Origin of the sequence: Actinoplanes sp. NPDC049118 (genome assembly GCF_040648555.1) — a bacterium.
Lineage (GTDB): Bacteria > Actinomycetota > Actinomycetes > Mycobacteriales > Micromonosporaceae > Actinoplanes.
In genome coordinates this window covers 305167-329641 of record NZ_JBEZDY010000002.1, presented here as the reverse complement: position 1 = coordinate 329641, position 24475 = coordinate 305167, and the positions used below count along the sequence as shown (strand labels likewise).

Genomic DNA, 24475 nt, shown 5'->3' with positions numbered 1-24475 from the left:
CTACGGACGGTGACCCGTCCCCCGCACGGCCGGTATGCCATCGCACGGTAACTCGACGGGCAGCCCACGTTCACCCGGGCTGGGTAGCGTCCCGGGCTCGGGTCGACATGGGGGATGATCGTGCGCCGGGTGCAGCCCGAATGGATATTGATCGCCGTGCTCGCCGCACTGGCCGTGGCGATCCGCTGGGTCGGCCGGCACGAGCTCACGCCGGACATGCGGATCTTCTTCGTCTGGTACGCCAAGCTCGACGCGGCCGGCGGCTGGTCCGGGCTGAGCCGGGAGATCGGCAACTACAACGCGCCGTTCCTTTACCTCCTGGCGACCCTGACCCTGCTGCCCGGCTCGACGCTCCTGAAGATCAAGCTGACCTGGGCCGTCTTCGACGTGCTGCTGGTGTATTTCGGCTACCGAATCGTGGCCCTGCGCTACGCCGGGTGGCGGATCCCGACCCTGGCGGCGCTGGTCCTGGCGTTCCTGCCGACGGTGGTGATCAACAGTTCCTTCTACGGCCAGTGCGACGCGATCTGGGCGGCGTTCGCGCTCGGCGGCGTCTACCACCTGCTCCGGGGCAGGCAGTGGTGGGGCGTCGGCCTGTTCGCCGTGGCGCTCGCGTTCAAGCCGCAGGCGATCTTCGTCTTCCCGCTCCTGGCGCTGCTGCTCGCGGCGGGACGGTTGCGCCTGCGGTCGCTGCTGATCGCCCCGGTGGTCTACGTCGTGCTCGACCTGCCGGCCATCATCGCGGGTCGCGACGCGGTCGAACTGCTCACCCTCTACAGCCCGGCCCGGCAGTCCGCATACGTACCGGAGCTGACCTCTAGCGCCGCCAGCGTCTACGCCTTCCTGCCGGTGACCTCACGGCTCGACTCGCTCAGAACCCTCGGGTACCTGTTCGCGGCGGCCCTCGTCGTCGGAGTGATCTACACGCTGATCGCGAGCCGCGTCGAGCTGGACGAGACCCGGATCGTGTCCGCCGCGACGTTCTTCGTGATCCTCGTCCCGTTCCTGCTGCCGGGCATGCACGAGCGCTACTTCTTCCTGGCCGACGTGATGACCGTCGTGCTGGCCTTCTACCGCCCACGGCTGTGGCTCGTCCCGGTGCTGGTGCAGGCGGCGTCGCTCCTGTCGTACCTGCCGTTCCTCTTCTCGGAGGCGCCGCACGGGCCCTTCGTGCCGCTCCCGGTGCTGGCCACGATGATGCTCGCGGCCCTGCTGATCTCCGGCCACGCCCTGCTCGGCGACCTGCGGCCGCGCCCGGCCGCCCCACCGCCCGCGCCGGCCCCGGAGCTCGTGATCAGTCGACGCGCAGGGCGGCGAGGGCCTCTTCCAGCTCGTCGGGCTTGATCAAGACCTCCCGCGCCTTGGAGCCCTCGGACGGGCCGACGATGCCGCGGCTCTCCATCAGGTCCATCAGCCGTCCCGCCTTGGCGAAGCCGACCCGCAGCTTGCGCTGCAGCATCGAGGTCGAGCCGAACTGCGAGGTCACCACCAGGTCGATCGCCTGGATCAGCACCTCGAGGTCGTCGCCGACCTCCTCGTCGATCTGCTTCTTCTTGTTCTCCGGCGGCGCCGTCACGTCCGGGCGGAATTCCGGCTCGCGCTGGTCCTTGCAGAACTTGACGACGTCGGTGATCTCTTTTTCGTCGACCCACGCGCCCTGGAAGCGTGCCGGCTTGGAGGCGCCCATCGGCAGGAAGAGGCCGTCGCCCCGGCCCAGGAGCTTCTCCGCACCCGGCTGGTCGAGGATGACCCGGGAGTCCGCCAGCGAGGACGTCGCGAACGCCAGGCGGGACGGGACGTTTGCCTTGATCAGGCCCGTCACCACGTCGACCGACGGGCGCTGGGTGGCCAGCACCAGGTGGATGCCCGCCGCGCGGGCCAGCTGGGTGATGCGGACGACCGAGTCCTCGACGTCGCGCGGCGCGACCATCATCAGGTCCGCCAGTTCGTCGACGATCACCAGCAGGTACGGGTACGGCTTCATCACCCGGTCGACGCCGGGGGGCGCCGTGATCTCGCCGCTGCGGACCTTGCGGTTGAAGTCGTCGACGTGGCGTACCCCGTTGGCGGCGAGGTCGTCGTAGCGCATGTCCATCTCGCGGACGACCCACTCCAGGGCGTCCGCCGCCTTCTTGGCGTTGGTCACGATCGGGGTGACCAGGTGCGGGATGCCCTCGTAGGCGGTCATCTCGACCCGCTTCGGGTCGACCAGCAGCAGCCGCACCTCATCGGGGGTGGCCCGGGTGAGGATCGACACCAGCAGCGAGTTCAGGCACGAGCTCTTGCCCGCGCCGGTCGCGCCCGCGATCAGGATGTGCGGCATCTTCGCCAGGTTGGCCACCACGAAGCGGCCCTCGATGTCCTTGCCGAGCGCCACGAGCATCGGGTGGTGGTCGGCGGTCGCCGCGTGCGAGCGCAGCACGTCGCCGAGCGACACGTTCTCCGGGTCGGTGTTGGGGATCTCCACGCCGACCGCGCTCTTGCCCGGGATCGGGCTCAGGATGCGCACGTCCGGCGACTTCACCGCGTACGCGATGTTGCGCGAAAGCTGGGTGATCCGCTCGACCTTGACGCCCGGGCCGACCTCGACCTCGTAGCGGGTGACCGTCGGGCCGCGGGTGAAACCGGTGACCGCCGCGTCGAGATTGAACTGGTCGAAGACGCCGGTCAGCGCCATCATGATCTCGTCGTTGGCCTTGCTGCGGGACTTCGGCGCCGCGCCCTTGCCGAGCAGGCTCGGCGGCGGCAGCCGGTAGTCGCCCTCGAGCGCGGAGATGTCCAGTTGCTCGGCGCGGGTCGGCAGCGGCGAGTGCTCGGGAGGCTCGGGGGTCTTGCGGCTGGCCGGCACCTTCTTGCCGCGCGGCACCAGGATGGTGTCGTGCACGATCGGGTCCTCGCCGTCCGCGTCGTCCGCGGCGTCGGACCCGGGCGCCAGGCCGATGTCGGAGAGCGAGCCCTGGCGGCGCCGGGACGGCGCGCGGCGCTTGGGCCCCGCCTCGGCGGCCGCGTCGTCGGTGTCGGGCAGGTCGGGTCCGGGCAGCGGGGCGCGGGGCGACGAGCGGCCCAGCAGCACGTCGACAAGCAGCATGAGCCGCTCGGGGATCCGGTTGATCGGCGTCGCGGTGATGACCAGCAGACCGAAGATCAACAGCAGGACCAGCAGCGGTACGGCGACCCAGCCGGTCACCGCGCGCTCCAGCAGCGAGCCGACGCCGTACCCGATGAGCCCGCCGGAGCTGTCCATCTCGACGTCGTCGGCCGGGCGCTGTGCCAGGTGCAGCAGGCTCGCGGCCGACACCACCAGGGCGGTCCAGCCCACCAGCGACCTGCCCCGGTGTTCCGGGTCGGCGGGCGTGCGCATGAAGCGGACGGCGCCGTAGAGCAGCAGCAGCGGGAGCAGCACGGACAGGCCGCCGAAGAAGAGCCGCACGGCGTCGGCGAGGCGGGCGCCGACCGGTCCCGCCGAACCGGCCCACACGGCGACCCCGACGAGGATCGCGAGCCCGAGCATGAGCAGGCCGGCGCCGTCGCGGCGATGCTCCTGATCGATCTCCCTCGCCGTCGCCGCCTGGCGGCCGACGCCGCGGGCCACCCAGCCCACGCCGTGCGCGACGCCCATCCAGAGGGTGCCGAAGCCGCGGCCGAGGCCGGCGACGAGGACCGCGCCGACGCTGGGCCGGGCCCGGGTCGCGCTCCTGGCCCGGGTGCGCGCGGCGGGCCGGGCGGCGGCCTTACGGGCGGTCTTGCGGGCGGGCTGCCGGGCACGCGTCGTCGCGGCACCGCGCGTGCTGGACGCGGCGCGGCCCCGGCTCGCCGGAGGAGTTCGGCCCGCCATGCCCAATACCGTAACGGCGCCACGCCCGCGAGCCCGCACGCCGCACCGAGGCCGGGTTTCGCTTTTTCCCCCGTTTAGGATCAATACCATGTCCGTACTGCCAAAGCCGCTCAGCCACGAGATGATCGTCGAGGCTCTGGACGCCCGCGGGTTCGCACACTTCGTCGATGCCGACGGCGACATCGGCGGCAACTGGCCGGACTGCCTGATCTACTTCTTCCGGCTGGGCCGGGATCAGGAGGTGCTCCAGGTCCGCGCGCTGACCCGGACCGTCTTCAGCACGGACGACGTCCCCCGGCTGTACGCGTTCTGCAACGCCTGGAACCACGACCGGCTCTGGCCCAAGGCGTACGTGCACACGGCCGACGACGGGGCGGTGCGGGTGGTCGGCGAGGTCGCCGGCGACTGGGAGCACGGCGTGACGCCGGAGCAGCTCGACCAGGTGCTGATCTGCGGGATCGCGACCGGCTGCGAGCTAGCCGACGCGGTCGCGGACCTTTAGCCGCCGGCGCCTCAGCAGGAGCCCGGCCCACGAGGTCAGGATGATCACGGCGACCACGATCCGGGCCGCCCACTCGTAGCCGTGCGGATAGAAGACGCCCTCGACGTGGTTGTCGAGGAAACCGCCCTCCAGCGGTGCCAGGCCGGCGCCCTCCCGGCCACGGTCCTCGAGCCAGGTCAGCGGGCAGGTCATCTCGGTGACGACGATCACGAGGAGCCAGGTGGCGCTGAGCACCTGCAGCCAGATCAGCCGCGGCCGGTACCAGGCCAGGAAGCCGCCGAAGATGCCGAAGGCCAGGAACGCGAAGTGCGCGCACACGGCCGCGGCGATCAGGATCCGGTAGCTCACCCGGTCACGGTATCCAGATGCAGCGCTGCCCGCGCAGGACGGAGGATGACCTGCGCGGGCAGCACGTCTTTCGGCGTCGCGTCAGCCGCGGCGGTGGTGACCGCCGCCCTGCTGCTGACCGGCGTCGTCGTCGGCCGGCGGGGCGGTCGCCTCGGCGGGCGGCGCGGTGGTGGCCTCGGCCGGCGGCACGGCGGCGGCAGCGGCCGCACCCTGTGATCCGCCCGTGGTGATCAACGTGAGGTCGAAGGTCTCGAGGATCTCGGTGATCGGCTGGAAGAACGTCTCGCCGCCGACCCTGCAGTCGCCGGAGCCGCCGGAGGTCACGCCCTGCGCCTGGTCACCCGAGAGCCACGGGCCGCCGGAGTCACCGCCCTCGGCGCAGACGTCCGTACGGGTGAGGCCGGTGACCGCGCCCTCGGGGTAGTTCACCGTCTGGTTCTTCGCCAGGATCGTGCCGCAGAACGTGCCGGTGGTGGAGCCGGAGCGGCACACCGCGGCGCCGACGGGCGCCTCCGTGCTGCCGCCGACCGGCAGCGCGTTGCCGTCGAAGTCGTTGACGAACGGCTGCAGGTCCTCGCCGTTGGTGATCTGCACCACGCCCATGTCGGCGGTGCCGGGGAAGACGGAAGCGACGACCTCGCCCTGGTCCAGGTTCTGCCGGTCGGCGGTGTCGACGCCCTCGGTGCCGCAGTGCCCGGCGGTGACGAAGCCACCCTGGACCGCGAACCCGATGGAGCACCGCGCCTGGCCGCCGCCGATGTTGACGAAGTAGGGCTCGGCGCCGATGACGTCCGCGAGCGGCCTGGGCGCCCGCTTGGTGACGACGACCTTCAGCGCGTCGCGCGGGATGCCGGCGTCCTCGGCGAGTTCCAGCGCGTGGTCCGTGTCGCCCGGCAACGCCTGCACCACGACCTTGTTGGCCGCGACGTCGACGTACCAGCCGGGCAGGTCGCGGTCGGCCCGGGTGGCCTCGCCGTCCAGCGCCTTCTTCGCGCTGTCCAACTCGCCCACGCTGCGCTCGACCAGCCTCGGTACGGCACCCGCCGCGCGTACCCGGCCGGCCAGGCCCGCGTCGGTGATCCCGATGTTCAGCGTCGTGCCGTCCCGGCCGAGCCAGGAGCCGGCGTAGGAGTCACCGGCGGCCCCGCGCAGCTGGGCGGCGACGCCGCTGGCCCACGCGGCCCGACTGACCCGGGCCTCGGCCTCTTCGGTGCTCAGGCCGAGGTCCCGCTTCATCGCGGCGAGCAGCTGTGGGGCCACCGCGCCGGTCGCCTGCGGCGCGGTGCGGCGCGACGGGTTGGTACCCGCCATCGACGGCAGGGTGAATGCCACCGCCGCGCCCGCTGCCGTCACCGTCGCCGCGAGTGCGACGACCGTTCTCCGCTGCATCCGAAACTCCCCTCGCATCGAGTGCCGTGGGGGCGGCACCGTGCCCTCAGATACGGAGAGGGGTCGCGGCCGGATCAAAAAATCCGGTATTCACAGAAAACAATGCCTCCGGGTTACACCTCGACCACGGTCGGCACGATCATCGGACGCCGCCGGTACGCGTCGTTCACCCAGCGCCCGACGGTGCGCCGCACCACCTGCTGCAGCTGGTGCGTGTCGGTGATGCCGTCCTCCGCCGAGCGGTGCAGCGCGGCGGTGAGCAGCGGGATGACCGGGTTGAACGCCTCGGGATCCTCCGAGAACCCCTTCGCCGAGATGCTCGGCTCGCCGACCACCTTGCCGGTCACCGAGTCGATCACCACTGTGGCCGAGATGAAGCCGCCGTCGCCCAGGATCCGCCGCTCGGTGAGCAGCGACTCGCTGACGTCGCCCACGGCGAGACCGTCGACGTACACGTAGCGGTTCTTGACCCGGCCCACGTGCCGGGCGTGGCCCTCGACGAGGTCGACGACGTCGCCGTCCTCGCAGAGCACCACCCGGTCCGGCGCGACGCCGGACTCGATGCCGAGCTGTGCGTGCGCGCGCAGGTGCCGCCACTCGCCGTGCACCGGCATCAGGTTGCTGGGGCGTACGACGTTGAGCAGGTAGAGCAGCTCGCCGGCCGGGGCGTGCCCGGAGACGTGCACCTTGGCGGTGTCCTTGTGCACGACCGTGGCGCCCGCCCGGGCCAGCTGGTTGATCACCCGGTAGACCGAGGTCTCGTTGCCGGGCACCAGCGAGCTGGCCAGCACGACGGTGTCGCCGGACTCGATGGTGATGTGCCGGTGGTCGCCGGTCGACATGCGACCGAGCGCGCTCATCGGCTCGCCCTGCGAACCGGTCGACATGAAGACGATCTCGTCGTGCGGCATGGAGGCGGCCTCGTCGAGGCTGACCAGCAGCCCGTCCGGGATGCGCAGCAGCCCGAGATCGCGGGCGATGCCCATGTTGCGGACCATCGAGCGCCCGATCAGTGCAACCTTGCGCTCGTACTCGTACGCGGCGTCCATCACCTGCTGCACGCGGTGCACGTGTGAGGCGAAGCTGGCCACGATGATCCGGCCGCGGGCCTTCGCGAAGAGGCCGCCGAGCACCGGGCCGATGTCGCGCTCGGGCGTCACGAAACCGGGGATCTCGGCGTTTGTCGAATCGGAGAGCAGCAGGTCGACGCCCTCGGCGCCGAGCCGGGCGAAGCCGGCCAGGTCGGTGATGCGCCCGTCCAGCGGCACCTGGTCCATCTTGAAGTCGCCGGTGTGCAGCACCAGGCCGGCCGGCGTGCGCACGGCGACGGCGAGCGCGTCCGGAATGGAGTGGTTGACCGCGAAGAACTCGCACTCGAACGGGCCGAGCCGCTCGGTCTGCCCCTCGCGCACGGTCAGCGTGTACGGGTCCAGCCGCCGCTCCGCCAGCTTCGCCTCGACCAGCGCGAGGGTGAACTCGGAGCCGACCAGCGGGATGTCGGGCTTGAGCGCGAGCAGGTAGGGCACCGCGCCGATGTGGTCCTCGTGCCCGTGGGTGAGCACGATCGCCTGCACGTCGGCGAGCCGGTCCCGGATCGGCGTGAAGTCGGGCAGGATCAGGTCGACGCCGGGCTGCTCGACATCGGGGAAGAGCACGCCGCAGTCGATGATGAGCAGCTTGCCGTCGTACTCGTACACGGTCATGTTGCGGCCGATGGCACCGAGACCTCCCAGCGGGGTGACGCGCAGGGCGCCCTCCGGCAGCGGTGGTGGCGGTTCCAGTTCGACGTGTGCCTGGCTCAAATGCGAGGCCTCTCTAATTGGTGCCGAGGGGCTGTCCCGCCGCGGCGGCGTCCTCGTGCAGTTGGTTCGTCTGGGCCTCGGTGGCGTCGACAAGCGGCGAGCGCACGGGGCCGGCGGGCAGCCCCAGTGCCCGCAGGCCGGCCTTCACGAGGATGGTGCCCTGGGTCCGGAAGATGCCGGTGAACAGCGGCAGCAACTGCCGGTGCAGCGCGAGCGCCCCGGCGTTGTCCCCGCGCTCGTACGCCTCGATCATGGCCTTGGTCTGCGGGCCGATGAAGTGGGTCGAGGTGCCGACCACGCCGACCGCGCCGATCGACAGCAGCGGCAGGGTGGCGGCGTCCTCACCCGAGTAGTACGCGAGATCGGTGCGGCGCAGCACGTCGGCGCTCGCGGCGAAGTCTCCCTTGGCGTCCTTGACGCCGACGATGTTGGGGTGCTCGGCGAGGCGCACCAGCGTCTCGGTGGCGATCGGCACGCCGGAGCGGTGCGGGATGTCGTAGAGCATGACCGGCAGGCCGACGGCGTCGGCGACGGTCGTGAAGTGCCTGATCAGACCCGCCTGCGGCGGCTTGTTGTAGTACGGGGTCACGACCAGCAGGCCGTGCGCGCCCGCCTTCTCGGCCGCGCGCGACAGCTCGACCGTGTGTGCGGTGTTGTTGGTGCCGACTCCCGCGACGATCCGGGCGCGGTCGCCGACGGCCTCGACGACGACGCGGAGCAGGGTCTCCTTCTCAGCGTCGGTCGTGGTCGGCGACTCGCCGCCGGTCCCGCTGATCACCAGAGCGTCGTGGCCCTGCTCGTCCACCAGCCACGTGGCCAGCCTGGCCGCGCCGTCGACATCGAGGGAGCCGTCCGCGTTGAACGGGGTCGCCATGGCCGAGAGCAGCCTGCCGAAGGGCCGCGGGTGGTCGTGCGTCATACCGAACAACTTATCGGACGCCCGGAGTCCTTTCCCCGTCGCCGGTGTGCGGGGGCCCCGGGCTCAGACGTAGAACGCGGTGAAGGGCGCCCAGGGCAGGTTGCGCAGCACGCTGAAGACGCCCCAGGCGGCGATGAAGATGCCGATCACCGCGGGACTCAGGTTGAGCTGCGGGACCTTCCAGCCGAAGAGCCGGCGCCCGGCCCAGGCGAAGTACATGTAAAGGAGGAAGGGGACGGCGAAGACGAACAGCGCATGGTGCCGTGCGGCCGCCGGTAGGTCGCCGTGCAGCAGATACCAGGCCGCGCGGGTGCCGCCGCAGCCCGGGCAGATGAAGCCGGTCGCGTACTTGAGCAGGCAGCTGGGTGCCGCGCCGGCGTTCGCCTCGGTGGGGCTGGTGACGAACGTGTAGCCGACCGCGCCGGCCATGCAGACGAGCATCGCGGCCGGAGCGACCCAGATGGGCGAAGTGCGCCATTTGCGCTGGATGAAGCGGGTCACGCGATCCTGCTGGGGCTCCTGATACTGCGGGTACGGCGGAGGCCCCGTGACCGTGCTGCTCATGCCATCGCCTCCGCTGACGCTCCGGCGCAGTCATGAGCCGAAAGCCGAGCCGATGATTCGCCCGCACGCTCGCTCATGGGCGTCACGGTACACCGGCGGGGGCAACCTTCAGCGCGGCCGTCAGCGGGCCGGCGAGGTCGCCACGATCCGGCGCCGCGATGGCGCCCAGGCCCAGCCAGCCGGCCAGCCGGCGCAGCTCGGCCGCCAGCGCGGTCGCCGTCTCCTCCTGGTCGGCGGCGGGCTCGATCCAGGCCGCCGGGATGCGCAGCACGCCGGCCTTGCGGTCGGCCTTGAGGTCGACCCGGGCGGCGAAGGCGTCGCCGAGCAGGAACGGAAGCACGTAGTAGCCGTAGAGCCGCTGCGCGGCCGGCACGTAGATCTCGATGCGGTACTTCATGTCGAAGAGCCGCTCGGTGCGGGCGCGCTCCCAGATCAGCGGGTCGAACGGGCTGACCAGCGTCGCGGCGCTCACCCGGCGCGGCAGCCTCGCCTCGTGGTGCAGGTAGGCCGGGCCCTTCCAGCCGCGCACCGTGACCGGCAGCAGCACCCTGTCCTCGATCAGCTCGGCGACGGCCTGCTTGAAGCCGGCCGCCGGCAGCCGGAAGTAGTCGCGCAGCTCCGGCTCCGCGGCGACGCCCAGCGAACGGGCCGCGAGCCCGACCAACGCCCGGAAGGAGTCCTGCGGATCCGGGGTCGGCGCGTCGATCACCTGCTTGGGCAGGACCCGCTCGGTCAGGTCGTAGCGGCGGGCGAACGAGGTCGTGCGGTCGGCGGCGGTCACCTCGCCGCTGTAGAAGAGGTATTCGAGGGCCATCTTGGAGGTCGACCAGTTCCAGCCCCAGTTGTCCTTCTTGCGGGGAACGTCCTGCTCGATCTCGGCGGCGGTCAGCGGGCCCCGGTCGGCCACCTCGTCACGCACCCACGCGACGAGGTCGGGCTGCTCGTCGATGACGCGCCGGATGCTGCCCCACGCGTAGTCGCGCGCGTTCGCCATGCGCCAGCGGAAGAGCGGCTGGAGCTCGACGTTGATCAGCGAGGCCTCGTGGCCCCAGAACTCGAACAGCTCGCGGGGAGAGCGGTAGGCGGCGCGGTCGAGCAGCGCCGGCGGGTAGGGCCCGAGCCGGCTGTAGAGCGGCATGAAGTGCGCCCGCTGCAGCACGTTGACCGAGTCCATCTGGATGAGGTGCAGGCGGCGCAGCACCCGGCGCAGGTGGCGCATGTCGGTGGCGCCGCCCGGTGCGGGATCGGCGAAACCCTGCGCGGCCAGCGTGATGCGCCGGGCCTGGGCGACGGAGAGACTCTCAGGTACTGCCACAGCTGAGCACGCTAGCCCAGGGGTCTGACAGAACGCGCGTCTGTAGGCTGCCGGGCATGGCACTCGGCTTCGTCCGTCCGGCCCGTCCCGAGGACGCCGGAGAGATCGCCCGCATCCAGCTCTCCACCTGGCGGACCGCGTACCGGCGGATGTTCCCGGCGCACGTGCTGGCCAATCTCGACGAGGCCTACCTGGCCCGGGGCTGGTCCGAGGCGATCACCGCCGCGCCCTCGCCGCGGCACCGGGTCCTCATCGCGGTCGAGCAGGGCGAGTCCGCGTCCCATGTGGTCGGCTTCGTGGCCGCCGGCCCGGCCGACGACCAGGCGCTGGCGCCCGAGGAGCCCCCGCTGACCGATGACGTCGCGGCGATCACGGACCTGCTGGTCGAGCCGCGCTGGGGACGGCGCGGGCACGGCAGCCGGCTGCTCGCGGCCACCGTCGACCTGTGGCGCGAGGACGGCTTCAAGGCCGCCGTGGCCTGGGCGTACGACGCGGACGAGGCGATGCGGAAGTTCCTGGTCTCGACCGGCTGGGAGCCGGACGGCGCCGCCCGCGCGCTGGACGTGGACGACATGCTGGTACCCCAGCTACGCCTGCACGTGTCAGTCGACCAGCAGCCGCCGGGCTGACGTCCCGGTGCGGGGATCCCGTTGAGCAGCCTCCAGCCGCCGACGCTCGACCTCGTCGTCACGCTCGCCGCGCCCACCTTCGCGCTGGCGGACACCGACGGGCAGATCCGCGCGGCCGGCGCGCAAGGGGTCTTCCACGCCGACGCTCGGGTGCTCAGCTCGGCGGTACTGCGCCTGGACGGCCGCGAGGCCGCGCTGGTCGCCCAGGCGGACGCCGGGCCCGGCACCACGCACTTCGTCTCGCCCGCCGGCCCGGACCGGGCCCTGCGGATCCGGCGGACCCGCAACGTCGCCGCGGGCCGGATAGCCGAACAGATCAACCTCGCCTCGCTGGCGGCGCCGGTCGGCGTCACGGTCACCGTCGACCTCGCGGTGGACCTGGCGCCCATCGACGTGGTCCGGTCCGGCGGCCGGGCCACGCCGGTGGCCGCCCGCCGCGCCGCGGACGGCGCCCTGGTCTTCCGGCGCGACGGCATCACCGTCACGGTCACCGCCGACCGGGCCGAGCTCGACGACCGCGGGCGGCTGGCCTGGGCGGTCACCCTCGAGCCGGGCACGGACACGACCCTGGCCTTCACGGTACGGGTGGAGGACCCGGCCGCCGTCGTGCACGCGAGCGCCCGCGCCCGCGACTGGAGCGCCGCCGAGGTGCGGTCCGGCGACCGGCGCCTGGGCCGGCTCGTCGCGCGCTCGCTGGACGACCTGAGCGCACTGCGGCTGGCCGACGGCGACGACGTCTACCTCGGCGCCGGGGTGCCGTGGTACCTGACCCTGTTCGGCCGCGACAGCATCTGGGCGGCCCGGATGCTGCTGCCGCTGGGCACCCGCCTCGCCGCCGGGACGCTGCGGGTGCTCGCCCGGCGGCAGGGCACCCGGGTCGACCCGGGGTCCGGCGAGGCGCCCGGCAAGATCATGCACGAGCTGCGCCGGCGGGAGTTCGCCCTCGGCGGCCACGGCCCGCGCCTGCCCGCGGCGTACTACGGCACCGTCGACGCCACCCCGCTCTGGATCAGCCTGCTGCACGACGCCTGGCGCTGGGGCCTGCCCGAGGCCGAGGTCGGCGGGCTACTGCCGCACCTGGACGCCGCGCTCGGCTGGCTGGCCGGGCACGCCGACCCGGACGGCGACGGCTTCCTGGAGTACCTCGACGCCAGCGGTCAAGGCCTGGCCAACCAGGGCTGGAAGGACTCCGGCGACGCGGTCCGTTACCGCGACGGACGGACGGCCGAGCCGCCCATCGCGCTGGCCGAGGTGCAGGGGTACGCCTTCCGCGCGGCCCTCGACGGCGCCGCGCTGCTGGACGCGTTCGGACGCCCCGGCGGTGCGAGGTGGCGCGACTACGCCGCCGCCCTGTCGGAGCGTTTCCGCGCAAGGTTCTGGGTCGACGCGGGCCACCCGGCGCTCGCCCTGGACCGCGACAAGCTGCCGGTCGACTCGCTGACCAGCAACATCGGCCATCTGCTCGGCATCGGCATGCTGACCGCGGCCGAGGAGCGGGCGGTCGCCACCGCGCTGGGCGGCGAGGCGATGTCCGGCGGGTACGGGCTGCGCACGATGTCCGCGCTCGACGGCGGCTTCGCGCCGCTGTCGTACCACTGCGGTTCGGTCTGGGCGCACGACACCGCGATCGTGGCGGCCGGGCTGGCCCGCTCGGGCTTCCCGGCCGAGGCGACGAGGCTGATCGACGGGCTGCTGGCGGCCGGGGAGGCGTTCGACCACCGGCTGCCCGAGTTGCACGCCGGTTACCCGCGCGCGGCGCGGAGCCGCCCGGCGCCCTATCCCGGCGCGTGCCGACCGCAGGCCTGGTCGGCGGCGGCCGCGGTGCTGATGCTGCGGACGGCGATCGGCCTGGAGCCCGACGTCCCGGGCGGCACGGTGCGGCTCAGCCCGCTCGCCGGGCTACCCTTCGGCCGCCTCGAAGCCCGCGGCCTGGAGATCGCGGGCCGGCCGATCGACGTCACCGTCGACGGCACCGCCACGATCGACGGCCTACCGGCCGGTCTGACGGTGTCCTGACCCGGGCGCCGGGCGCCCGGGCACGGATCAGCCGAGGAGCGAGTCGAGGCCGATCGTGAGTCCCGGGCGGCTGTCGATCGAGCGGACGGCCAGCAGCACGCCCGGCATGAAGGAGGCGCGGTCCAGGCTGTCGTGCCGGATCGTGAGCGTCTCGCCCTGCGTGCCGAAGAGGACCTCCTGGTGTGCGACCAGGCCCGCCGCCCGCACGGCGTGGATCCGCACGCCGTCGATCTCCGCGCCGCGCGCCCCCGCGACCTCGTCCTCGGTCGCGTCCGGCATCGGGCCGCAGCCGGCCGCGGCCCGGGCCGCGCCGATCAGCCTCGCCGTGTGCGTGGCCGTGCCGCTCGGCGCGTCCAGCTTGCGCGGGTGGTGCTGCTCGATGATCTCGACGGACTCGAAGTAGCGGGCCGCCTTCGCCGCGAACTGCATCATCAGCACCGCGCCGATGCCGAAGTTCGGGGCGATCAGCACGCCGACCCCGGGCTTGTGCGACAGCCAGGACCGCACCCGGTCGAGTCGCTGCTCGGTGAAGCCGCTGGTGCCGACGATCACGTTGATGCCCTGGTCGACTGCCCAGTGCAGGTTGTCCATGACCACGTCTGGGGTGGTGAAGTCGACGAGCACCTGTGCGCCCGCGTCGGAGGCGTTGAACAACCAGTCGCCCTGGTCGACCATCGCCACCAGCTCGAGATCGGGGGCGGCGTCGACGGCCTTGCACACCTCGAGGCCCATGCGGCCCCGGGCGCCGAGAACGCCGACGCGGATCGGTTCTACGTCTGTCACGCCGACAATTTAACGTACCGGCGCGGGGGCCGAGGCGCTGACCGCGCGCCTCGCCCGCCACCAGCGCTCGGCGAATCCGACGGCCAGGAAGACCCCGGCCACGTAGGCCCACCCCACCAGCACGTCGATCACGTAGTGCTCGCCGGAGTAGACCAGCGTGAACGTCATGGCCAGCGGATATGCCAGCAGCAGCGGCCACCAGCGCTTCGCCACCATCGGCAGGAAGAAGACCACCGCCATCAGCGCGTACGCGGTGTGCAGCGACGGCATGGCCGCGACCGGGTTGGAGGCCTCGACCTGCAGGGCGTTGAGGGTGTTGCCGGCGCTGTGCAGCCCGATCGCGTTCCACCCGCTGGTGGAGATGCGCTCGACGTGCTCGGGCAGGAAGCCGTACTTGTACGCCCACCACGGCGGCGCGGCCGGGTAGAGGAAGTAGGTGATCAGCCCGGCCACGCTGAGGGTGAACCAGCGCCGCATGAAGCGGCCCCACTGCTCGCGCCACCGCAGCCAGAGGATCACGCCGATGGTCGGCACCGCGAGGAAGTGCGAGACGTAGATCAGGGAGACGACCACCTCCCACCACTGCACCACGTCCGGGGTGTACAGGTGCTGTTGCAGCCAGACCGTCGGCACCTCGCCGCCGGTGAACCAGCCGAACATCGCCTGGTCGGCGTGGATGAGCTCGGTGACGTGCGGATCGAACAGGTCGTCGGCGTACCCGCGGGAGACGTTGTAGACGACCAGCAGCAGCGAGATCGGCAGCCAGTCGCGCAGGAACAGCAGGTGCCGGCGCCACGGCAGGTCGCTGCGCCAGGCGATGGTGGCCAGCCACAGCCAGCCGAAGGCGATCAGCGGGTCGCTGGTCGGCACGCCGATGAAGTACGTGCCGACCGCGAACGCCGCCGCCCAGATCAGCATGCCGACGATCCGGCGCCGGCGCGGTGCCGGCGTCGCGGTTTCCTGAACGGGCGGTGGGCTGAGGATGGTCACGGCGTCCCAGGTTAGCGAGGGTTGGCGAAGGCGGATTCGTCGAACGGCCCGACGACGGCGAGGGACATCGGGCGCTTCAGCAGGTCGGCCGCGAGCAGGTTCACCTCGTCGAGGGTGACCGCGTCGACCCGGGCCAGCAGCTCGTCGACGCCCATCAGGTCGCCGTGCAGCAGCTCGGACTTGGCCAGCCGGCTCATCCGCGAGCCGGTGTCCTCCAGGCCGAGCACGTACGAGCCCTTCACCATGCCCTTGCCGCGGGCCAGTTCGTCGGCCGTGATGCCCTCGGCCGCGACCACCGCCAGCTCGGCGCGGATCAGGGCCAGCACCTCCTCGGACTTGCCGGGCGCGCAGCCCGCGTAGACCGCGAACAGACCGGCGTCGGCGTACTGGCTGCCGTACGAGTAGACCGAGTACGCCAGGCCGCGCTTCTCCCGGATCTCCTGGAAGAGCCGGCTCGACATGCCGCCGCCGAGCACGTTGTTGAGCACGCCCAGCGCGAAGCGCCGCTCGTCGCCCCGGTTGATGCCCGCGCAGCCGAGCACGATGTGCGCCTGCTCCGTGTCGCGGTGCCGCACCACCGTGGCCGGCTTCCGCGGCCGGGGTCCGCCGCCCGCGCCCCGCTTGGGCGCCGGCGATGCCTGCCCCTCCTCGAACGGGCTGCCGGCCAGCCCCGCCCGGATCAGCCGGACGACCCGGGAGTGGTCCAGGTTGCCCGCGGCGGTGATGACGATCTGCGGCGCCTTGTACCGGGTGCGGTAGAAGCGGTTGATCTGGGTGCGGGTCATCGGGGAGATCGTCTCCGCCGTGCCCGAGATCAGCCGGCCCAGCGGGGTCTCCGCTCCGAAGACGGCCTCGGTGAAAAGGTCGTGCACCTCGTCGCCGGGCTCGTCGTCGTGCATCGCGATCTCTTCGAGGATCACCCCGCGCTCGGTCTCGACGTCCGCCGGATCGAGGATCGACCGGGCGACGGCGTCGCAGAGCACGTCGACGGCGAGCGGCAGATCGACGTCGAGCACCCGCGCGTAGAAGCAGGTGTACTCCTTCGTGGTGAAGGCGTTGGTCTCGCCACCGACGGCCTCGATCTCCGCGGAGATCTGCAGGGCCGTGCGCTTCTCGGTGCCCTTGAAGAGCAGGTGCTCGAGGAAGTGCGAGGCGCCCGACATCGCCGGTGTCTCGTCGCGGGAGCCGACACCCACCCAGACGCCGAGCGCGGCGCTGCGGGTCGTCGGGATCGACTCGGTGAGGATGCGCAGGCCACTGGGCAGGACTGTGCGGCGTACGCCGCCCTGCAGGGTCCGGGTGACAACGCGGGCCGGCCTCTCGGCCGGCCCGCGGGAACTCGCTGTCATTCGTTAATCAGCTGCGGTCGCCGCTGGGACGCTGCCGGCGCCGGCGGGGCTCGCCGCCGCCCTCGCCACGGGGACCGCGGTCCTCGCGCGGCGGGCGGCCGCCGTTGTCCGCGGCGTCGGCGGCCGGGGCAGCCGGGGCTTCCTCGCCCTCGGGGCGGACCTTGTCCAGGTAGATCTTGCCGCGGTTGTCGATGTCCGCGATCGATACCTCGACCTTGTCGCCGACGTTGAGGAAGTCCTCGACCTTGTCGACGCGCTTGCCGTCGCCGACCTTCGAGATGTGCAGCAGACCGTCGCGGCCCGGCAGCAGCGAGATGAACGCGCCGAACGCGGCCGTCTTCACCACCGTGCCGAGGAACTTGTCGCCGGCCTTCGGCATCGTCGGGTTGGCGATGGCGTTGATCCGCTCCACCGCCGCCTCGGCCGCCGGGCCGTTGGTCGCGCCGACGTAGATCGTGCCGTCGTCCTCGATCGAGATGTCGGCGCCGGTCTCGTCCTGGATCGCGTTGATCGTCTGGCCCTTGGGGCCGATGACCATGCCGATCTTGTCGACCGGGATCTTCACGCTGGTGACCCGCGGCGCGTACTCGGACATCTCAGCCGGGCTGTTGATGGCCTCGTCCATGACGCCGAGGATCGCCGCCCGGGCCTCGTGCGCCTGCTGCAGGGCGGCGGCCAGCACGTCCGACGGGATGCCGTCGAGCTTGGTGTCGAGCTGCAGCGCGGTGACGAACTCCGGCGTGCCGGCGACCTTGAAGTCCATGTCACCGAACGCGTCCTCGGCTCCGAGGATGTCGGTCAGCGTCACGTACTGGGTCTTGCCGTCGACCTCGTCGGAGATGAGGCCCATCGCGATGCCGGCGACGTGCGCCTTCAGCGGCACACCCGCGCTGAGCAGGGCCAGCGTCGAGGCGCAGACCGAGCCCATCGAGGTCGAGCCGTTCGAGCTGAGCGCCTCGGAGACCTGCCGGATCGCGTACGGGAACTCCTCGCGCGTCGGCAGCACCGGCACGAGGGCGCGCTCGGCGAGCGCGCCGTGGCCGATCTCGCGCCGCTTCGGCGAACCGACCCGGCCGGTCTCACCGGTCGAGTAGGGCGGGAAGTTGTAGTTATGCATGTAGCGCTTGGACTTCTCGGGAGCGAGGGTGTCCAGCGACTGCTCGAGGCGCAGCATGTTCAGCGTGGTGACGCCCAGGATCTGGGTCTCGCCGCGCTCGAACAGGGCCGAGCCGTGCACCCGGGGCAGGACGCCGACCTCGGCGCTCAGCGGCCGGATGTCGCGCGGCCCACGGCCGTCCATGCGGACCTGGTCGCGGAGCACGCGGTTGCGCACCTCGGTCTTGGTGACCGAGCGGAACGCGGCGCTGATCTCCTTCTCGCGGCCCTCGAACTGCGGGCCGACGGCCTCGACGATCTTGGCCTTGATGCGGTCCAGGGCCTCCTCGCGGTCCGCCTTCTGGACGATCTTCAGCGCCTCGACGAGCTCGCCCTTGGCGGCCTCGGAGACGGCAGCGTAGACGTCGTCCTGGTAGTCCAGGAAGACCGGGAACTCCTGCACGGGCTTCGCGGCGACCTCGGCCAGCTCGCTCTGCGCGCGGCAGAGCTCGCGGATGGCCGGCTTGGCGGCCTCGAGGCCGCTGGCGACGACCTCCTCGGTCGGCGCGACGGCGCCGGCCTGGATCAGCTTGATCGCGTGCGGGGTGGCCTCGGCCTCGACCATCATGATCGCGACGTCGCCGTCGGCGAGCACGCGGCCCGCGACGACCATGTCGAAGGTGGCCCGCTCGAGCTCCTCGAGAGTGGGGAACGCGACCCACTGGCCCTCGACATGCGCGACGCGGGTCGAGCCGACCGGTCCGCTGAACGGCAGGCCGGAGAGCTTGGTCGACATCGAGGCGCCGTTCATGGCGACGACGTCGTACGGGTGCTGCGGGTCGAGCGCGAGGATGGTCTCGACGACCTGGACCTCGTTGCGCAGGCCCTTGGTGAACGACGGGCGCAGCGGCCGGTCGATCAGGCGGCAGGTCAGGATCGCGTCCTCGCTGGGGCGGCCCTCGCGGCGGAAGAACGAGCCGGGGATCCGGCCCACGGCGTACATCCGCTCCTCGACGTCGACCGTCAGCGGGAAGAAGTCGAAGTGCTCCTTCGGCTGCTTGCCGGCGGTGGTCGCGGAGAGGACGGTGGTCTCGCCCAGCTGGACGATGACCGAGCCGGCGGCCTGGCGGGCCAGCTTGCCGGTGGAGAACGTGATCTCTCGCGTGCCGAACGACCCGTTGTCGATGACGGCGGTGCGAGATTCGGTGCCGAGAGCTTTCTGCTCTGTCATGTGGTGCGGTACTCCTTCGTCGAGGACCCGGCGGTTCACACAGCGCGGAACGGGCTGGCCGGTCTTCGATCGAAGTGCCCGAGCAGAGCCTGTGGAAATCGGGCAGGCTCGGGAACCACTACCGAGGACCGGGGCCGTGGCCTGGTGCCGCGCGGGTCCGTGGGTAAAGCTCCGGGGGAGCGGCCAGGCGGCCACTCCCCCGTCAGTTCAGCGGCGCAGGCCGAGACGCTCGATCAGCGTCCGGTAGCGCGCGATGTCCTTCTTCTGCACGTAGTTGAGAAGGCGGCGGCGACGGCCGACCAGGAGCAGCAGACCACGACGGCTGTGGTGGTCGTGCTTGTGAGCCTTGAGGTGCTCGGTGAGGTCGGCGATCCGCTTGGTGAGCATCGCGACCTGCACCTCGGGCGAACCGGTGTCGCCCTCGAGGGTCGCGTACTCGGTCATGATCTTGGTCTTGGTCTCTTGATCGAGCGCCATGTTCTCCGTGATTCTGTGTTGCCGGTGAATTCGGTGCCCCGCGCTGCGGGGCCAAGCTCGCGGCCCGCGGCGTCGGGCAGGCAGGCGAGTCCGGTCGTCGGATGTGCCGACGTCCCGGCAAGCTTATCAGCAGCTTAGATCCCGGGTCAGGCGAGCACGCTCCGCGTCTGTTCGACGTCCTCGCGGATCTGCGCGACCAGCGGCTCGATTCCCGGGTAGACCCGCTGTTCCCGCAGGTGGGCGACGAAATCGAGGCTGACGCGCTCGCCGTAGAGGTCGCCGGCGAAGTCGAGGACGTAGGCCTCGACCCGGCGCTCGCGGCCGGAGAACGTGGGGTTCGTCCCGATCGACACCGAGGCGGGCAGCGGGCCGCCGTGCCGGCCGCCGCGGATCAGCCGGGCCGCGTAGACGCCGTCGGCCGGGATGGCCGCGTACCGGTGGCACATGAGGTTCGCCGTCGGGAAGCCGATCTCGCGGCCGCGCTGGTCGCCCCGGACGATGACGCCACCCACGCGGTGCGGCCGGCCGAGCGCGGCGGCCGCGGCCGCGACGTCCCCGGCGTCGACACAACTGCGGATGTACGTGGAGGAGAAGACCAGCCCCTCCTCGGCCACCAGGGGCGCCTGCTCGACCGTGAAGCCGAACGTGCGCCCGAGGTTGGTGAGCATGGCCAGGTCGCCGGCCGCCCGATGACCGAAGCGGAAGTTGTCTCCCTCGACCACGACCGCCGCGTGCAGCGCCTCGACCAGCACGTCATGCACGAAGGCCTCGGCACTGAGCTGGGAGAACGCCGGAGTGAACGGCACGACGCAGAGCGCGTCGACGCCGAGCTGCTCGATCAGCTCGGCCTTGCGCACCGGCTCGGTCAGCACAGCCGGGTGCGAGCCGGGGCGCACGACCTCGGCCGGGTGCGGGTCGAAGGTCACCACCACCGACTGCAGACCGAGATCGCGGGCCCGCTTCACGGCGTGCCCGATGATCGCCTGGTGGCCGCGGTGCACGCCGTCGAAGACGCCGATCGTCACCACCGATCGGCCGAGCCCGCCCGGCACCGCCTCGTAGCCACGCCACCGCTGCATACCGCCGCCTCCCCTGCCCCAGATCTCGCGGGTAAGCGTATCGGTCATGTTCCGTGCCTGAAACGCTACAGTTGATCCCGATATGAGCATCGACTGGAGTCCCCTAGTCCTGCTCGCGGCCGAATTCATGTTCGCCGTGCTCTTCGCGCGCGCCCTGACCGGCTACCTCCGCCGCCGTGACCCGCTGCAGCGCGACGTCACCCTGGTGTTCGCGCCGTTCGTGGTGCTGCTCTGCATCGATGTGATCCGGCGGATCATCGGCGGGATGCTGCCGTACTGGGTCGGCGTGATCGCGCTGCTGGCGATCCTGATCCAGCCCTATCTCATGGTGCGGCTGGCCGCGCGGCTGCGTACGGTCCCGCGGTGGCTGCACCTGACCGTGCTGGGCGTGTTCGTCGGCACCGCCGCCCCGCTGGCGTTCGCGGAGCGGCCGCGCCCGATCGAGGTGTGGGCGGTCGCCGTGGCCGGCTTCGTCGCCTGCGAAGTCGTCGCCGCCTGGCTGCTCTTCGGCAAGGCGCGGACCCGTTCCGGCGCCAACCGGGCCCGGCTGATGACCGCGGCCTTCGCCACCCTCACCTTCGGGGTGATGATCACGCTGTTCGGCATCGGCTCGCTCGAGGGCAGCGACCCCGCCTTCCGCACCGCGAGCCGGGTGCTCGCGCTGGTCAGCGCCGCCGGCTACCTGATCGCGTTCCTGCCCCCGCGCTGGCTGCGGCGGGCCTTCTCCGCCTCGGCCGCCCAGTCGGTCACCGAGCGCCTGCTGCGCACGCCGGTGGAGTCGCCCGAGCAGGTGTGGCAGACCTACGCCGAGATCATGCGGGTGCAGACCGGCGCCGACGCGGTCACCGTGCTCATGCCGCGCGCCGACGGCCTGCTCGCGCCCGCCGCGTACTCCGGCCCGCCGATCGCCGCACCTTACGCACTCAGCTTCGCGGACATCACGGCGCTCATCCGCGCCGGCCAGCCCGCCCGGCTGCGGGAGGGCGGCAGGGCCCTGGTCACGCACTACGGCGACGACCTCGGCGACGACTTCGTGACCGTGCTGAGCATGCCGGTGCCACCGGACGCCGAGGGCGCGGTGCTGCTCTTCAACCGGCACCGCAGTCTGTTCCGGGACGACGACCTGCGGTTGCTGGCCGCGCTGGGCGGCCAGGCCGGCATCATCGCGGAACGGCAGGCCGTCACCTCGGCGCACCGCCGCATGGCCGTCGAGCTGAGCGCCTCCGTCGAGGCGCTCACCCGGGCCAGCCAGGCGAAGAGCTCGTTCCTGGCGAACATGAGCCATGAGCTGCGTACCCCGCTCAACGCCATCATCGGCTTCAGCGACCTCATGCGGCTCGAGGAGCCGGACGGCGACCGCCGCCGGGTGCCGGCCGACTGGATCGACCACATCCACAGCAGCGGCCGGCACCTGCTCGGCCTGATCAACGACATCCTGGACCTGGCCAAGATCGAGGCGGGCCGGCTCGATCTGCGGCTCGCGCCGCTGCGGGTCGACACCGCGATCGTCGACCTGCTGACCGGGCTCTCGCCGTTGCTGACCTCCAAGCACCTCACGGTCACCACGAAGCTGCCCGAGGCCACCGTCCTGGCCGACCGGGTGCGCTTCCGGCAGATCGTGGAGAACCTGCTCTCCAACGCGATCAAGTTCACCCCCGAGGGCGGGTCGATCTTCGTCTCGGCGGCCACGGCGGGCGACGACTTCGTCGACATCACGGTGGCCGACACCGGGGTGGGCATCGCAAAGTCGGACGCCGAGCGGGTCTTCGAGGAGTTCCAGCAGGTCGGCGACCCAGAACGACATCGCTCCGGCACCGGGCTCGGGCTGGCGCTGACCAAGCGGCTGGTCACCGCGCACGGTGGCGAGATCACCCTGGTCTCGGCGCCCGGCGAGGGCAGCGCCTTCACCGTGCGGCTGCCGGCCGCGGCGATCCTGAGCTTCGAGGAGGGCCCGGCGGCGGGCGCCCGGGTGCTGCTCGTCGAGGACGATCCGCAGTCGGCGGAGCTGCTCAGCACCCAGCTGGTCGGCGCGGGGTACCACGTCGACGTCGCCGGCACCGGCGAGGCCGGGCTCACCGCGGCCGGCGCCCACCCGCCGGACGCGATCGTGCTGGACGTCGCGCTGCCCGGCATCGACGGCTTCGAGGTCATCCGCCGGCTCAAGGCGGACCCGCGGCTCGCCCCGATCCCGGTCTTCTTCGCCACGATCATTGACGAGCGCCAGGCCGGCCTGGCGCTGGGCGCGCACGACTACTTCGTCAAGCCGGTCGACCAGGCCGCCCTGCTGGGCGCCCTGGCCAAGGCGATCGCCCACCGGCCGACGCCCCGGGTGCTGGTCGTCGACCACGACGACGAGGTACGCCAGGCGATCGAGCAGGGCCTGCGCGCGGGCGGCGCCGACGTGGTCGCCTGCGCCGACGGCCGCGACGGGCTGGCGCTGAGCCGCGAGGGCCACTTCGACCTGATCGTCTGCGACATGCAATCGCCGGAGGTGGACGGCTTCAGCATGCTGGCGGCCATCGAGCAGGACCCCGCCACCCGCCACACCCCGGTGCTCGGCCTGACCGCGGCGGCCGGGGTCGTACGCGCGCCGGGCGACGCCGGCGCGCTGGTCGCGACGGCGATGGCCGGCGGCGTGGTGGCGACCGCGATGGCCGGCGGTGCCGGTTGGGAGACCCTGGCGCCGCTGCTGTGCGGCTCCGCGAAGGCCGCGAAGGACGAGGAGGAGATCCCGTGACGGCAGAGAACCCGCGCATCCTGCTGGTCGAGGACGAGGAGCTGAACAGGACCCTGGTGAAGGCGGTGCTCTCCCGGGCCAGCATCGACGCGGTCCGCGAGGCCGAGGTGCTGGACGCGTCGTCGATCGCCGCCGCGCGCGAGCAGCTCGGCACCGAGGACGTCGACCTGGTGCTGCTCGACATGAACCTGCCGGACGGCAACGGCCTGACCCTGGCCAGCGAGCTGGCGGCCGGCACGGTGACGCCGGGCCGGCCCCGCCCGACCGTGGTCGCGGTCACCGCGAGCGTGCTGCCCCAGGACCGCGCGGCGGCCCTGGAGGCCGGCTGCGACGGCTTCCTTGACAAGCCCTACGCGGCGGCGGACCTGGTGGCGACCGTCGCCGACCACCTGACCCGCCGCCATCAGCCGGGAGCGGCAGGGCAGCCCGAGGCAGGGCCGCCCTAGGCAGGGGCGAGCACGATCTCGGCGCGGGCCTTGCCGCCGCGCTCCGAGACGATCGCCAGCACGTCGCCGGCGGCGTCGAAGACCGCGTAAGGCCCCTCGATGCCCACCGGCTCGAGCGGACCGCCGTGGCTGAGCACGCGGGCCTCCTCGGCGTCGGCCGCGCGCTGCGGGAAGGCCCGGCGCGCCGCGTCGGCCATCGGCAGGGAGATCACGTCGGGGGCGCGCTCCTCGAGCTCCGGCAGCGTGGCCGCCTCGGCGAGCGACAGGCCGCCGACCGCCGTACGCCGCAGAGCGGTGAGGTGGCCGCCGACCCCGAGGGCGCGGCCGAGGTCCCGGGCGATGGCCCGGATGTAGGTGCCGCTGGAGCAGATCACGTCGATGTCGACGTCGACGACGTCACCGGCCCTGCGGACGTCGAGCACGTCGAGCCGCGAGACGGTGACCCGGCGCGCCGCCAGCTCGACCTCCTCGCCGTCGCGGACCCGCTTGTACGCCCGCTGCCCGTTGACCTTGATGGCGCTGACCGCGCTGGGCACCTGATCGATCTCGCCCGTCTGTGCGGCGAGGCCGGCCCGGATCCCCTCGTCGGTGACCCCGGCCGCCGGGACGGTCGCGGTGACGTCGCCCTCGGCGTCGTCGGTGACGGTGGACTGCCCGAGCCGGATCGTGGCGGTGTAGCTCTTCTGCGAGCCGATCACGTAGGTGAGCAGCCGGGTCGCCCGGTTGACGCCGATGATGAGCACCCCGGTGGCCATCGGGTCGAGCGTGCCGCCGTGCCCGACCCGGCGGGTCTTGGCCAGCCGCCGCACCCGCGCGACGACGTCGTGGGAGGTCATCCCGGCCGGCTTGTCCACAACGATGAGCCCGTCTGTGTTGATGGTCTCGCTCCGCTCGACGGGCAGTGCGCCCTTTGACGTCGTTGTCGGGGGCACCGCGACTTTCGTTGCGCTTAAACCTAGTTGGGCGCAG

At 72.1% G+C, this 24475-nt stretch carries 20 protein-coding genes; 6 read left to right on the top strand and 14 right to left on the bottom strand.

Annotation, left to right across the window (positions count from 1 at the left end; all coding sequences use genetic code 11):
* Window positions 1-129 precede the first annotated feature (129 nt).
* Complete coding sequence (locus AB0B58_RS04040; RefSeq protein WP_360217065.1) at window positions 130-1344, top strand: hypothetical protein; 1215 nt, start codon at window positions 130-132, stop codon at window positions 1342-1344.
* Here the strand turns inward: AB0B58_RS04040 and AB0B58_RS04035 are convergent.
* The gene (locus AB0B58_RS04035) at window positions 1295-3835 is read right to left on the bottom strand and encodes a DNA translocase FtsK 4TM domain-containing protein (RefSeq protein ID WP_360217062.1); all 2541 of its coding nucleotides are present in this window, start codon (window positions 3833-3835) and stop codon (window positions 1295-1297) included. The two genes, AB0B58_RS04040 and AB0B58_RS04035, sit on opposite strands and share 50 nt — an antisense overlap.
* Before the next feature lie 88 nt (window positions 3836-3923).
* Here AB0B58_RS04035 and AB0B58_RS04030 point away from each other — a divergent pair, with 88 nt between their 5' ends.
* Window positions 3924-4337: a YbjN domain-containing protein gene (locus AB0B58_RS04030; RefSeq protein ID WP_360217059.1), complete on the top strand. Its 414-nt coding sequence runs from the start codon at window positions 3924-3926 to the stop codon at window positions 4335-4337.
* On the opposite strand, the gene AB0B58_RS04025 is transcribed toward AB0B58_RS04030, so the two are convergent.
* From AB0B58_RS04025 to AB0B58_RS04000, 6 genes are all read right to left on the bottom strand, one after another.
* The gene (locus AB0B58_RS04025) at window positions 4311-4685 is read right to left on the bottom strand and encodes a DUF2784 domain-containing protein (protein ID WP_360217056.1); all 375 of its coding nucleotides are present in this window, start codon (window positions 4683-4685) and stop codon (window positions 4311-4313) included. The genes AB0B58_RS04030 and AB0B58_RS04025 overlap by 27 nt on opposite strands.
* 81 nt (window positions 4686-4766) lie before the next feature.
* Entirely contained in the window at window positions 4767-6074 is a 1308-nt protein-coding gene (locus AB0B58_RS04020; RefSeq protein ID WP_360217053.1) for a S1 family peptidase, read from the bottom strand.
* Between the two features lie 113 nt (window positions 6075-6187).
* Window positions 6188-7876, bottom strand: coding sequence for a ribonuclease J (locus AB0B58_RS04015; RefSeq protein ID WP_360217050.1), 1689 nt, complete (start codon window positions 7874-7876; stop codon window positions 6188-6190).
* Between the two features lie 13 nt (window positions 7877-7889).
* Window positions 7890-8795 carry a 4-hydroxy-tetrahydrodipicolinate synthase gene (gene dapA / locus AB0B58_RS04010; RefSeq protein WP_360217047.1) on the bottom strand — a complete coding sequence of 302 codons (906 nt, stop codon included), beginning with the start codon at window positions 8793-8795 and terminating at the stop codon, window positions 7890-7892.
* 63 nt (window positions 8796-8858) lie between these two features.
* Entirely contained in the window at window positions 8859-9359 is a 501-nt protein-coding gene (locus tag AB0B58_RS04005) for a DUF2752 domain-containing protein (RefSeq protein WP_360217044.1), read from the bottom strand.
* An 82-nt stretch (window positions 9360-9441) separates the two neighbouring features.
* On the bottom strand, window positions 9442-10674 hold the full coding sequence (locus AB0B58_RS04000) for a DNA glycosylase AlkZ-like family protein (RefSeq protein WP_360217041.1): 1233 nt from the start codon (window positions 10672-10674) through the stop codon (window positions 9442-9444).
* Between the two features lie 56 nt (window positions 10675-10730).
* Between AB0B58_RS04000 and AB0B58_RS03995 the strand changes: the two genes are divergently transcribed.
* Window positions 10731-11303 (top strand): GNAT family N-acetyltransferase, encoded by a 573-nt coding sequence (locus tag AB0B58_RS03995; protein ID WP_360217038.1) that lies wholly within the window; start codon window positions 10731-10733, stop codon window positions 11301-11303.
* 21 nt (window positions 11304-11324) lie between these two features.
* Window positions 11325-13319, top strand: coding sequence for a glycogen debranching N-terminal domain-containing protein (locus AB0B58_RS03990; RefSeq protein WP_360217035.1), 1995 nt, complete (start codon window positions 11325-11327; stop codon window positions 13317-13319).
* A gap of 27 nt (window positions 13320-13346) precedes the next feature.
* Here AB0B58_RS03990 and dapB read toward each other — a convergent pair whose 3' ends face one another.
* The 6 genes from dapB to AB0B58_RS03960 form a co-directional block, all read right to left on the bottom strand.
* The gene (dapB, locus tag AB0B58_RS03985; RefSeq protein WP_360217032.1) at window positions 13347-14102 is read right to left on the bottom strand and encodes a 4-hydroxy-tetrahydrodipicolinate reductase; all 756 of its coding nucleotides are present in this window, start codon (window positions 14100-14102) and stop codon (window positions 13347-13349) included.
* Window positions 14103-14111: 9 nt separating this feature from the next.
* Entirely contained in the window at window positions 14112-15020 is a 909-nt protein-coding gene (locus AB0B58_RS03980; RefSeq protein ID WP_360217494.1) for a phosphatase PAP2 family protein, read from the bottom strand.
* 83 nt (window positions 15021-15103) lie between these two features.
* A complete protein-coding gene (locus tag AB0B58_RS03975) occupies window positions 15104-16441 on the bottom strand; it encodes a pitrilysin family protein (protein WP_360217029.1) in 1338 nt (445 codons plus the stop codon).
* A gap of 7 nt (window positions 16442-16448) precedes the next feature.
* Entirely contained in the window at window positions 16449-18767 is a 2319-nt protein-coding gene (locus tag AB0B58_RS03970) for a polyribonucleotide nucleotidyltransferase (protein ID WP_360217026.1), read from the bottom strand.
* Between the two features lie 207 nt (window positions 18768-18974).
* Window positions 18975-19244, bottom strand: coding sequence for a 30S ribosomal protein S15 (gene rpsO, locus AB0B58_RS03965; protein ID WP_360217023.1), 270 nt, complete (start codon window positions 19242-19244; stop codon window positions 18975-18977).
* Between the two features lie 146 nt (window positions 19245-19390).
* Window positions 19391-20323 (bottom strand): bifunctional riboflavin kinase/FAD synthetase, encoded by a 933-nt coding sequence (locus AB0B58_RS03960; RefSeq protein WP_360217491.1) that lies wholly within the window; start codon window positions 20321-20323, stop codon window positions 19391-19393.
* A gap of 82 nt (window positions 20324-20405) precedes the next feature.
* On the opposite strand from AB0B58_RS03960, the gene AB0B58_RS03955 reads away from it, so the two are divergent.
* Complete coding sequence (locus tag AB0B58_RS03955) at window positions 20406-23060, top strand: response regulator (RefSeq protein ID WP_360217020.1); 2655 nt, start codon at window positions 20406-20408, stop codon at window positions 23058-23060.
* Window positions 23057-23506: a response regulator gene (locus AB0B58_RS03950; protein WP_360217017.1), complete on the top strand. Its 450-nt coding sequence runs from the start codon at window positions 23057-23059 to the stop codon at window positions 23504-23506. Before AB0B58_RS03955 ends, AB0B58_RS03950 begins: the two co-directional genes overlap by 4 nt.
* On the opposite strand, the gene truB is transcribed toward AB0B58_RS03950, so the two are convergent.
* On the bottom strand, window positions 23503-24384 hold the full coding sequence (gene truB, locus AB0B58_RS03945) for a tRNA pseudouridine(55) synthase TruB (RefSeq protein WP_360217488.1): 882 nt from the start codon (window positions 24382-24384) through the stop codon (window positions 23503-23505). The two genes, AB0B58_RS03950 and truB, sit on opposite strands and share 4 nt — an antisense overlap.
* Window positions 24385-24475 lie beyond the last annotated feature (91 nt).

Excerpts from the sequence above, each read along its gene's own strand:
- AB0B58_RS04030 (WP_360217059.1), top strand. The coding sequence starts at position 3,924 with ATGTCCGTACTGCCAAAGCCGCTCAGCCACGAGATGATCGTCGAGGCT.
- AB0B58_RS03960 (WP_360217491.1), bottom strand. The coding sequence starts at position 20,323 with ATGCAGCGGTGGCGTGGCTACGAGGCGGTGCCGGGCGGGCTCGGCCGA.
- AB0B58_RS04020 (WP_360217053.1), bottom strand. The coding sequence starts at position 6,074 with ATGCAGCGGAGAACGGTCGTCGCACTCGCGGCGACGGTGACGGCAGCG.
- AB0B58_RS03955 (WP_360217020.1), top strand. The coding sequence starts at position 20,406 with ATGAGCATCGACTGGAGTCCCCTAGTCCTGCTCGCGGCCGAATTCATG.
- AB0B58_RS03975 (WP_360217029.1), bottom strand. The coding sequence starts at position 16,441 with ATGACAGCGAGTTCCCGCGGGCCGGCCGAGAGGCCGGCCCGCGTTGTC.
- AB0B58_RS03995 (WP_360217038.1), top strand. The coding sequence starts at position 10,731 with ATGGCACTCGGCTTCGTCCGTCCGGCCCGTCCCGAGGACGCCGGAGAG.
- AB0B58_RS04035 (WP_360217062.1), bottom strand. The coding sequence starts at position 3,835 with ATGGCGGGCCGAACTCCTCCGGCGAGCCGGGGCCGCGCCGCGTCCAGC.
- rpsO (WP_360217023.1), bottom strand. The coding sequence starts at position 19,244 with ATGGCGCTCGATCAAGAGACCAAGACCAAGATCATGACCGAGTACGCG.
- AB0B58_RS03980 (WP_360217494.1), bottom strand. The coding sequence starts at position 15,020 with ATGCTGATCTGGGCGGCGGCGTTCGCGGTCGGCACGTACTTCATCGGC.
- dapA (WP_360217047.1), bottom strand. The coding sequence starts at position 8,795 with ATGACGCACGACCACCCGCGGCCCTTCGGCAGGCTGCTCTCGGCCATG.
- AB0B58_RS03970 (WP_360217026.1), bottom strand. The coding sequence starts at position 18,767 with ATGACAGAGCAGAAAGCTCTCGGCACCGAATCTCGCACCGCCGTCATC.
- AB0B58_RS04005 (WP_360217044.1), bottom strand. The coding sequence starts at position 9,359 with ATGAGCAGCACGGTCACGGGGCCTCCGCCGTACCCGCAGTATCAGGAG.